This window comes from Psychromonas sp. (assembly GCF_041586535.1).
Lineage (GTDB): Bacteria > Pseudomonadota > Gammaproteobacteria > Enterobacterales > Psychromonadaceae > Psychromonas.
The window spans coordinates 1-5,336 of the sequence record NZ_JBFGZY010000196.1 but is presented as its reverse complement, the minus strand read 5'-3'; the positions used below and the strand labels follow the sequence as shown (position 1 = coordinate 5,336).

The 5,336-nt window shown below is 41.7% G+C and carries 4 protein-coding genes; 2 read left to right on the top strand and 2 right to left on the bottom strand.

Annotated elements, in window-relative coordinates:
• The first annotated feature begins 887 nt into the window (after nucleotides 1-887).
• Nucleotides 888-1,916 carry a M23 family metallopeptidase gene (locus ABZA00_RS16225; protein WP_372883193.1) on the top strand — a complete coding sequence of 343 codons (1,029 nt, stop codon included), beginning with the start codon at nucleotides 888-890 and terminating at the stop codon, nucleotides 1,914-1,916.
• A 74-nt stretch (nucleotides 1,917-1,990) separates the two neighbouring features.
• Here ABZA00_RS16225 and ABZA00_RS16220 read toward each other — a convergent pair whose 3' ends face one another.
• Together ABZA00_RS16220 and ABZA00_RS16215 are read right to left on the bottom strand one after the other, a co-directional pair.
• Nucleotides 1,991-2,425 carry a hypothetical protein gene (locus ABZA00_RS16220; protein WP_372883192.1) on the bottom strand — a complete coding sequence of 145 codons (435 nt, stop codon included), beginning with the start codon at nucleotides 2,423-2,425 and terminating at the stop codon, nucleotides 1,991-1,993.
• A gap of 88 nt (nucleotides 2,426-2,513) precedes the next feature.
• The gene (locus ABZA00_RS16215; protein WP_372883191.1) at nucleotides 2,514-3,896 is read right to left on the bottom strand and encodes a class II fumarate hydratase; all 1,383 of its coding nucleotides are present in this window, start codon (nucleotides 3,894-3,896) and stop codon (nucleotides 2,514-2,516) included.
• Nucleotides 3,897-4,242: 346 nt separating this feature from the next.
• Between ABZA00_RS16215 and ABZA00_RS16210 the strand changes: the two genes are divergently transcribed.
• Nucleotides 4,243-5,025 carry a DUF2189 domain-containing protein gene (locus tag ABZA00_RS16210; RefSeq protein ID WP_372883190.1) on the top strand — a complete coding sequence of 261 codons (783 nt, stop codon included), beginning with the start codon at nucleotides 4,243-4,245 and terminating at the stop codon, nucleotides 5,023-5,025.
• Nucleotides 5,026-5,336 lie beyond the last annotated feature (311 nt).

Below are 5,336 nucleotides of genomic sequence, written 5' to 3'. Positions count from 1 at the left end.
TGCCCTGTTTTCTTTGGCAGTGCAAAGAGCATGACTTTTCGAACTGCGAAACTGCGTTTCGGTTTCTCATAGTCTACACGCCGTCAAGAGCGGAATAGCAAATTTATTAAATTTTACCTTTATTTGCAGGATAAATCCTGCGCCCCGAAAAGAATAAAGAACACCACCAATGGCTACAGACTTGTGTATATACCCATGATACTTCAAGTTGCCTTGCCCTACGGGGCGCGGGCTCGAAAACCAGCGCTGCGTTGCAACACTCGAAAAGAGAATGACCATTACCTCATGTTGCGCCTTATTCTGGTCTCCGAGCTCGTGCCTGACAAAGCATTTTGGAGTAACATGGGTATAAGAGTCAGGCTATCGGCATGCAGCTTTAGATAAAAAAATATTCGCTTAGATAAGGGCCTGTTGTTCTTTTGAGTACAAAGTATGTACAGTATTAAAAGTATTCTGAGCAAAACGCGAAGTATAGTTACTCTATGTAAGCGATGGGCGACGCTGCGCAGCATGCTTTTAGATAACCCCGTAAGGCAGCATTTTTGCGTTATCGCCAGCTTTTGTGGAGCAACTACACAACACAGGCTCTGCCTTGTATAAAGCAGCAACAAATTACTGCAAAATGCACGCGCAAGGTCAGCAAATCCTAAGATATTGGATTTAATAGTAGTACACATAATTTTCAGTTACAAAAAACAAAAAATTGACATACCTCTAATTTATAAAATTTTCCGCAAAAAACAAGTGTGTATTGCAGCTCTTTACACTAGTATTTATCCATTTGAATCATGTTTTTTGGCGCACGGGTATCGACAGCCCCAATAAACAAAACGCTTTAATCGCACAACAGCAAGTTGTGGTTAAAGAATAGAAATTACGCAGGGTATATGAAAAACCAATCTATTATTACAATATCAACAGTGAAAGGGAGTTATAGATTTCAACTTTCCAGATGGCAAACCATTTTTCTTAAAGCTACATTCCTTTTTATTTGTCTATCTCTGCTAAGTGCACTGTTTAATCTGTTTCACCTCAGCAATAAAATAGACAGTGTTGCCGTTAAAGAAAAAATGTTAATAAACCAGACATATTCACTTAATTCCACAATTGAAAATTTAAACCGGGAAAAGAAAGCATTACAACAAGATCTTACTGAGCGGGAGCATCTTCTCTCCAACGCTTCGCTGCGACTTGATGAACTTGAAGAGTATTTGGTCACAGAGAGCAACACAGAAATGCAGCTCAAGCCAACTGGAGATACAGGTTACGATTTAATCCAGCGTCTGGATAATGCGACAATAAGCTCTGCTGTCCGTAACGCCCTTTTTACTTTAATACCTAACGGTGAACCGGTAAAAAACGCACGCCTATCTTCAAGGTATGGTTATCGTACTCATCCAATAACCCACAAAAAGCGTATGCACAGAGGATTGGACTTTGCCGTTAATACAGGTACACCTGTCTATGCAACGGCTGATGGTGTCGTTGAAATTACCCGTAAAAGTCAAACAGGATCAGGTAATTTTATGCGCATTCAACATTCTTTCGGTTTTTCCAGTTCTTTTTCACACCTGCAGGCGTTTAAAGTAGCAAACGGTGAATTTGTTGAAAAAGGACAGCTTGTTGCCATTTCAGGCAATACGGGCATCTCATCGGGACCACATCTGCATTATGAAGTCAGATTCATAGGCAAACCGCTAAACCCGATCACTTTTGTGCAATGGAATAATAAAAACTTTGAATCAATCTTTGAAAAAGAAAAAAAAGTAAAATGGGCATACCTGCTCAAAAAAGTAGAGCAGAAAATAAGTAACCAGTTACAGTTGTTATCGCAAGTAGACACTGAGTTATTAGCTTTGAGCAACTTACAGCAAGACTGCTCAGGGCAAGGTGGACTTCTGTGTCAGCGTAAATGAACCCCCTCCTGTTCACACCTCCGCAGCAACTGAAGACTCAGTTCACTGCAGAGAATGTAATCACTATTAGTGAATTATTCACTCATTTCCTCGGTTTTGTCCATCATATCTTCTGCTTCACTTTCAGCCATTCCCATTTTTTCAGCGGCGCTATCAACCATGGTATCTACTTTTTCTTTTGCACCATCAACCATAGTATCCATTTGTTCTTTTGCACCTTCAGCCATGGCTTCCATATTACCCTTTGCGCCATCAACCATGCTGTCCATTTTTTCCGTTGCGCCTTCAGCCATAGACTCCATATTTTCCGTCGCACTTTCAGCCATAGAGCCCATGCTTTCCGCTGCATCCTCCATCATCGTAGAACCCGCTTCGGCTTGTTCTGTAACAACAGCTTCAGCATCACCGCTCATCTCTTTTTCAGTATCGCCTTTTTGATCACATCCGCTTAATAAAGCTAAAGCTAATACAGATGACATGGCTATTGTTAATGTTTTATCAAATTTCATAGTCTTATCCTCATAAGTTAAATCGCACTACAATTATAGCCAAAAGTTAATATATGACCTGCATATCAATAAAATATATATTTAATATTCATGTACGAATGCCTCCTTTTGTCAAGGCGGAGGGATCCAGTATTCTCATTAACTCATCACGATTCAGATTGGTTTCTTCTGCAGCTACATCAACAATGCTGCGTCCACTTTGATAAGCTTTTTTAGCAATTTCAGCTGCCTTCGCATAACCAATGAGCGGGTTCAGAGCCGTCACCAATATAGGATTACGCAGCAAGGTATGCTGCAGGTTACCTTCTCTTACAATAAAACTGCTGATCGCTTTATCCGCCAATAGTCTCGAAGCGTTAGCAAGTATCTCAATGCTTTGCAGCAGATTGTAGGCAATAACCGGGAGCATAACATTAAGCTCAAAGCTACCGGATTGACCCGCAACCGTTATGGTTGTGTCATTACCAAACACCTGTGCAGATACCATCGCCACCGCTTCAGGTACAACCGGATTAACTTTGCCCGGCATAATAGAGGAACCTGGTTGTAATGCTTCCAGCTCTATCTCCCCTAAACCACCTAGAGGCCCTGAATTCATCCAGCGCAGATCATTTGCTATCTTCATTAAGCTCACGGCAACCACTTTTAATTGCCCCGACAAAGCAACAGCAACATCCTGACTCGCTAAACTGGCAAAATAGTTATCACTCGGTTTGAACTTAAGGCCGGTATGCTTATTCAAGACTGCACAAAAACAGCTGGCAAAATCAGGGTGGCTATTGATTCCAGTCCCAACGGCTGTAGCGCCCTGCGCTAGGCGATGAAGACGGGGACGAAGTGATTCCAGCCCCTCTATGCCCTGCTCTACTTGTGCTGCCCAACCTGATAACTCCTGACTCAGACTTATGGGCATGGCGTCCATTAAGTGGGTGCGCCCGGTTTTAATTACATCACCGACAGCCGCCGCTTTAATTAATATACTTTTGTGCAGGTGTGCTAATGCAGGTAATAACTGGTTATCTAAGGTCATAGCGGCGCTGATATGAATCGTACTCGGAATAACATCATTACTGCTCTGCCCCATATTCACATGATCATTAGGATCGACGGGAATTGCCAGCATGTCACCGGATAGTCTGGCAAGAACCTCGTTCATATTCATATTCGTACTGGTACCTGAGCCGGTTTGAAAGACATCTACGGGAAACTGATCAAGGTGTTTACCTGATGTAATCAAAGTTGCACTTTCGATAATCGCAGTTGCTCTTTTTTGGTCCAGTAATCCCAGTTCAAAATTAGCCTGAGCAGCCGATTTTTTCAGCAAAGCTAACGCTTGTATAAAGCTTGTCGGGATGGTCAGCCCACTGATTGGAAAGTTGTTGATAGCTCGTTGTGTCTGTGCACCGTACAAAGCTTTGTCGGGGACCTCAATATTGCCCAGACTGTCGTTTTCGGTTCTGTAAATATTCATTGGGATACCCTTTAGCAGATATAAAATGTAATTAGCTGCTTAACATATGACTCGTCCGGGAGTTGCATCAAAAAAACTCCTTACCTCCGTTGCTAACGAGCAACCAAAAAACAAGCCTGCAGCTACCTTGCTTATATTTTATACCATGTTGGGCTATTCTTTTTATAACAGCATACGATTAGGGAGAGGTTAAAAGAATAGAGGGCGCTGGCCTAACGCGCAGAACTCACAGATTAGTGCAGCAGGCGTTAAGCCTGCTTAAATTGAAAATGAGTAATCTGTCAAAAATGAACTATATTGCTAAACAAGCAAAAATTGAACGTAACCTCTTCAAAAGGAGAATAATATGCCGTCAAGTTCAACCGAAAAAGATCCCACCCATAAATATGCGCGAACCATAGAGAGTAATAAAGTTGAACTATTTGCCCCTTTCCACTGGCTATCACTTGGCCTGAAAGATTTTATCGCCGCACCGATAATGAGCATTGTTTATGGTTTGCTGTTCAGTTTAATTCCGGTAGCTATTATTTATTTTTACAGCGAAACGGGAAATTATCTGATCAATATCAGTATGACGATTACTTTCACCTTAATTGCCCCCATCTTTGCAGCCGCACTTTATGACGTCTCCTGGGAGTTAGAAAAAGGGCATAAACCTTCTTTTTCTCATAGTGTAAAAACAATGCTTCGCAATCCGGTGGGCGCGTGGGGATTCGCTGTACTGCTGCTGCTTATCATGACGGCATGGTTACGTATTGCAACATTGGTTTATGCGCTCTACCCTGATTCAATTAACCCGACTTTTGAAGAACTCTTGGCTTTCTTGAGCTTGGGCTCGATACTGGGTGCTGTTATGTTAGTGGTAGTGCTGGTTCTTTCCGCGTTTACTCCGCAGGTATTGTTGGAACGAAAAGTCGATATTATGACGGCGCTATTTACATCAACTAAAGCTGTCGCTAATAATGTACCCGTTATGCTAGTGTGGGGAGCAATTCTTATCTGCCTAGTATTTATAGGCTTTTTAACCTCCGCGTTAGGTTTTATTGTGATTATGCCTGTCCTTAGTTATGCCAGCTGGCATGCATATATCGCGGTAATCAAGACCAAAATGACGCGTAATTACGAATAAAAGATAACTTACAAATTCTCCAGCAGCACCGTCAACAGGGTCTTTTTGGCACAATATAAGACCCTGCCATTTCCCGCCAAAATTACTCACCGTTCCCTATTAACTCCCTGCTTTATCCTGTTTTTTAAAACTCTATATGCTTTTCCTATTTTGTATAAAAACCAATCTGCTAATACCAAATCCGATAACTATCTACTCATTTATACTTGCTAAAATGAATGCTAGCTAGACATAAAACTACGTTTTAGTCTTTGTTATTGATTTGATTCAGAACGTCCTGTTCTTCACCACTTTGTGGCCAGCTAAAGCTG

Excerpts from the sequence above, each read along its gene's own strand:
- ABZA00_RS16225 (WP_372883193.1), top strand. The coding sequence starts at position 888 with ATGAAAAACCAATCTATTATTACAATATCAACAGTGAAAGGGAGTTAT.
- ABZA00_RS16220 (WP_372883192.1), bottom strand. The coding sequence starts at position 2,425 with ATGAAATTTGATAAAACATTAACAATAGCCATGTCATCTGTATTAGCT.
- ABZA00_RS16215 (WP_372883191.1), bottom strand. The coding sequence starts at position 3,896 with ATGAATATTTACAGAACCGAAAACGACAGTCTGGGCAATATTGAGGTC.
- ABZA00_RS16210 (WP_372883190.1), top strand. The coding sequence starts at position 4,243 with ATGCCGTCAAGTTCAACCGAAAAAGATCCCACCCATAAATATGCGCGA.